Here is a 3,835-nt window from a genome sequence, read left to right as displayed (position 1 = left end):
GCCGACCGGCCGCGGAAACTTGACGACGAGCGGATCCGAGCGCGTGACCTGCTGCGCATACGCGTCCACGGAGTCGAGCAGGACCTCGTCGCCGTAGAGGACGCTGAAGGTACCGTAGTCGGGGCCCTTCGTGTAGAAGACCGCCATCTCGGTGATCCCCGGAACCGCGGCCGTGGGGATGTGGAGCTCGACGCCGGGCTCCGCGGCATCCACGAGTGCCTGCTCTCCGCGGCTCCAGCGCGCGCCGGGGTAGTGGTGCATCTTCTCGATCTTGAGTATCTCCGCCGGGGCGCCGGTGATCTTCACGAAGTTAAGGTACTGCTCGACGTCCGCGGAGTCGGGTTCGACGAAGACGTCTCGCTGCTCCTCAATCAGGCGGTCATTGACCGATGGGAGAGCCGCAAAAGGCGCATGCGGTTCCGTCTGATACCAATATGCGACACTCGCGATATAGTCTGGGCGCACCACGAAGCCGGTACGCTGACCCGCAGCATCCACGCCCTCGCCGCGGTGCTCGATATCGAGGCGGACGGATTTCGTGAACGGCACGGGATCCTCGATATGATAGCGGTAGCAGTTTGTGATCGCGCCGGTCTGGAAGAACCCGTTGAGCGGGACGCCGATATAGAGGTTCGCGTAGTCCGTGTTGGGGAAGCCCCACGCGCCGCCGAAATAGTCCTCGCTGCCGGTGCCCCAGATGGTGGGCTTGGTGTCGCCGTCGATGTAGAACTTGTCGTCGCCCTCGCCCCACCAACCGATCTGCGAGAGCTGAATGGTGTAGTTGCAGCCGACGTAGGAGCCGCGGCCTTTGGCGTCAAGGATCGTGTAGTCCTCGTCCATGTCGGGCGGGCGGCCTTGCCGGTACTGCGCGTGGAAGTAGCCGAGCTTGCCGAAGTCCACGGCGCGCGGCTTGTACGTGACGTAGTCAACGTAGAAGTAGATGCCGAAGCCGCTGTCGCACTCATTGGTGAGGGTCACCCGCGCGCGCTTGGCGAAGGGCATGCGCCAGTAGCAGTTAAGGCCGCCGTAATCGCCGATCTGAATCGGGGCGCACGAGTACCGATAGTACTGGCCGTGGCCGAGCCCGAAGAAGTCGCCGATGGGGCACTCGACGCTCGGCTCCTTTTCATCATCCCAGTACATGCGAATGACGACCTTGCGGAGGAAGCCCGGCTCGCGCGCGCCCATGGTGAACCAGAGGTGGGTGATGGCGCCGGGGCCCTCGATGTTCGCGATCTCGCGCATCTGGCCCGGGTCGAAAGACCACGAGTCGCCGTTGCCGCCTGTGACGTCATGGCTCGACGCGCGCCCGGCCGTGAAGTCAAGCAGTTCGGGGAGCGCGCCGAGGGCGGTCACGGGCGATGGGGGGGCTGCCGCGGCGATTCTCACGGCGACTACCGACAGACATGCGAGCGCTGCCGCCAAAGCGATCTTCTGCATTGTGATTCACCTCCGACGCTCTATGTCATCGAGCGTGTTGCGCAGCAAGCGATAGGAGTCATCGAGGGCTTGGGGCAACACCTTCGTGTCGCCTATGACCGGCATGAAATTGGTGTCGCCGCTCCAGCGCGGGACGATGTGGAGATGGATATGGTCGGCGACGCCGGCGCCGGCGATGCGGCCGATGTTGATGCCGAGGTTGAAGCCCTGCGGGCTCATCGCGGCGGTGAGCAGGCGCGTGCCGAGGCGAGCCTCGGCCATGACCGCCGCGAGTTCGGCTTCGGTCAGATCGAGCAGATCGCCCGTATGCCGGTACGGCGCGACCATGAGATGGCCGTTGCTGTATGGGAAGGCGTTGAGGATGATGAAGGCTGTCTCGGCGCGATGGATGATGTGGTTCTTCTCGTCGTCGTTCTCCTGCGGCTTCGCGCAGAGAAAGCACTCGTCGCCGCTGTCAACCCGCTCGATATACTCCATGCGCCAGGGCGCCCACAGGCGATCCATGTCTAGCCGTCCTTGCCCTCGCCGATGCGCTGGATCAGCTGCTTGGCGGCGCGATGATCCGCTTCGAGGGCGAGGGCGCGGCGGACGGCCTCGGCTGCATCATCCCGCCGGCCCTGACGCAGGTACAACGCCGCCAGCTCGCATTCCAGGTCGGCGAACTCGACGCCCTGCTGCCGCAGTTGCTCCAGTTCGGCTATCGCGAGGTCGTCCAGCTTCTTGTGCTTATACGCCAGCGCAAGCTGAAAGCGCGCGTCGGCGTCGTCGGGCTTGGTGTTGAGGCGGCGGCGGTAATCCTCGATCATCTGATCAATGGTCTCGAGCGCGGCGCCGGCGGCCTGGCGGGTGCCGCACTTCGGGCAGAAGGCGGCGTCGTCCGGTATGTCGGCTTGGCAATTGCGGCAACGCATGATCCGTGGTGCTCGCATCGGGGACACAGCGTGCTGTGCCCCGACAGATACCGCTGCGACGTTGGTCTTCGCTGGCGCCGCCCAGGTCACCTGCACCCACAACTGCGGCTACAGATATCGGCCGCGGGGCGGGCGATAATTCCACATCGTCGCCATCAGGATCGCCGCGAACAGCGCGCCGCCCGCCCACAGGACGAATGCCCAATCCCAGCCGTAGTTGTCCGCCAGCCAGCCGCTCAGGACGGCGGTCGCGGTGGCTCCCACGTAGCCGAGCGAATCAATCAGCCCCGCGGTCGAGCCGGCCGCCTTGCGCGTGCCCACATCCATGGCGAGAGCCCCGGCCATGAGAACATCCGGTCCGTATGTCGTCGCGCCGATGAGCATGAGAAAGGCGACGGTGAGCGCGACCTGATCGCGCGGCAGATGCGGGAAAATGAAGGTGAAGGCCGCCAGCATGACGAGCTGCACGGTGACCACCGGCGCGCGGCGGGACTGGAAGAAGCGGTCGGTCATCCAGCCGCTGAGCACCGATCCCACCGAGCCGGCCAACGGAAGCGCGACGACCTGCACGGTCACCAATCGAATATTCCCGCCCTGAACGTCGAACAGGTACGTCGGCGCCCACACGATGAGCCCGTAGCGGACGAGTTGGAACGACATGAATGCGATGCCGAGCAGCCAGATGCGCGGGTTCGCCAGCGACTGGCGCAGGGTGAATCGCAAACCGAGGTAGGACGCGCCGGCGTCGCCGTCGCCGGGTTGTGGACTCAGCCCCTCCTCCGCCTCGATGGAGGGCAGGCCGACCTGCTCCGGCTCGTCGCGCAGAACGGCGTAGGCCGATATGCCGATGACCGCCAGGATCACCGCGGGGAGCCAGAATGCCCAGCGCCACCCGGCGTTCGCAACCAGGTATCCCGCGAGCAACCACGCGTACGCGTTGCCCACCTGGTACGACGTACCGAGCCAGCCCGACATGTGCCCGCGCGTGCGTGGGGGGAACCAGTTTGCCATGGTCTTGACGGTCGAGGTCCAGCCCATGGCCTGGAAATAGCCGTTGACGAACCACAGCCCGGCCATGACGGCCGCCGCTCCGGCGAAACCGAAGGCGAAGCACAACACCGCGGAAGCGATGGCGCCGACGCCGATGAGCAGGCGTCCGCCCACGCGGTCAACCAGCTGCCCGTTGATCAACTGTCCCACCGCGTAGGCGACGAAAAGCGAAGTGGTGATCGCCCCCATGGCCGTCTTGGAGAGCCCGAACTCGTCCATGATGCTGGGGATGGCGAGCGAGATGTTGACGCGGCAGAGGTAGTACGCGCCGTAGCCGAGCCAGATGGCGGCGAAGATGCGCGCGCGCCAACGGGGATAGGACGGGCCCGTGCCGGGGGCGTGAGCGGAGGTCATCGCAGGGCGCTCCCGGACGGCCGTTGCGCCAGCGGCATCGCGGTGCAGCCTCTCACGCCTCGCCTTTCAACCACCGGTCG

4 protein-coding genes are annotated in these 3,835 nt (G+C 65.9%); all 4 read right to left on the bottom strand.

Features of this window, described 5'->3' with window-relative positions:
• The coding region (locus tag JSV65_04750; protein ID UCH35664.1) for a DUF2961 domain-containing protein at positions 1–1,440 on the bottom strand (1,440 nt) is incomplete at its 3' end.
• Positions 1,441–1,446: 6 nt separating this feature from the next.
• Positions 1,447–1,944 carry an HIT domain-containing protein gene (locus JSV65_04745; GenBank protein UCH35663.1) on the bottom strand — a complete coding sequence of 166 codons (498 nt, stop codon included), beginning with the start codon at positions 1,942–1,944 and terminating at the stop codon, positions 1,447–1,449.
• Positions 1,945–1,946: 2 nt separating this feature from the next.
• Entirely contained in the window at positions 1,947–2,351 is a 405-nt protein-coding gene (locus JSV65_04740; protein UCH35662.1) for a zinc-ribbon domain-containing protein, read from the bottom strand.
• Between the two features lie 108 nt (positions 2,352–2,459).
• A complete protein-coding gene (locus tag JSV65_04735) occupies positions 2,460–3,755 on the bottom strand; it encodes an MFS transporter (GenBank protein UCH35661.1) in 1,296 nt (431 codons plus the stop codon).
• Positions 3,756–3,835 lie beyond the last annotated feature (80 nt).

The sequence above is a fragment of the Armatimonadota bacterium genome (assembly GCA_020354555.1).
GTDB lineage: Bacteria > Armatimonadota > Hebobacteria.
Note: the sequence above shows the minus strand (reverse complement) of the source record. Positions and strands in the feature narration are given on the sequence as shown.

Coding starts and splice junctions, on each gene's coding strand:
- JSV65_04745 (UCH35663.1), bottom strand. CDS start 1,944: ATGGATCGCCTGTGGGCGCCCTGGCGCATGGAGTATATCGAGCGGGTT.
- JSV65_04740 (UCH35662.1), bottom strand. CDS start 2,351: ATGCGTTGCCGCAATTGCCAAGCCGACATACCGGACGACGCCGCCTTC.
- JSV65_04735 (UCH35661.1), bottom strand. CDS start 3,755: ATGACCTCCGCTCACGCCCCCGGCACGGGCCCGTCCTATCCCCGTTGG.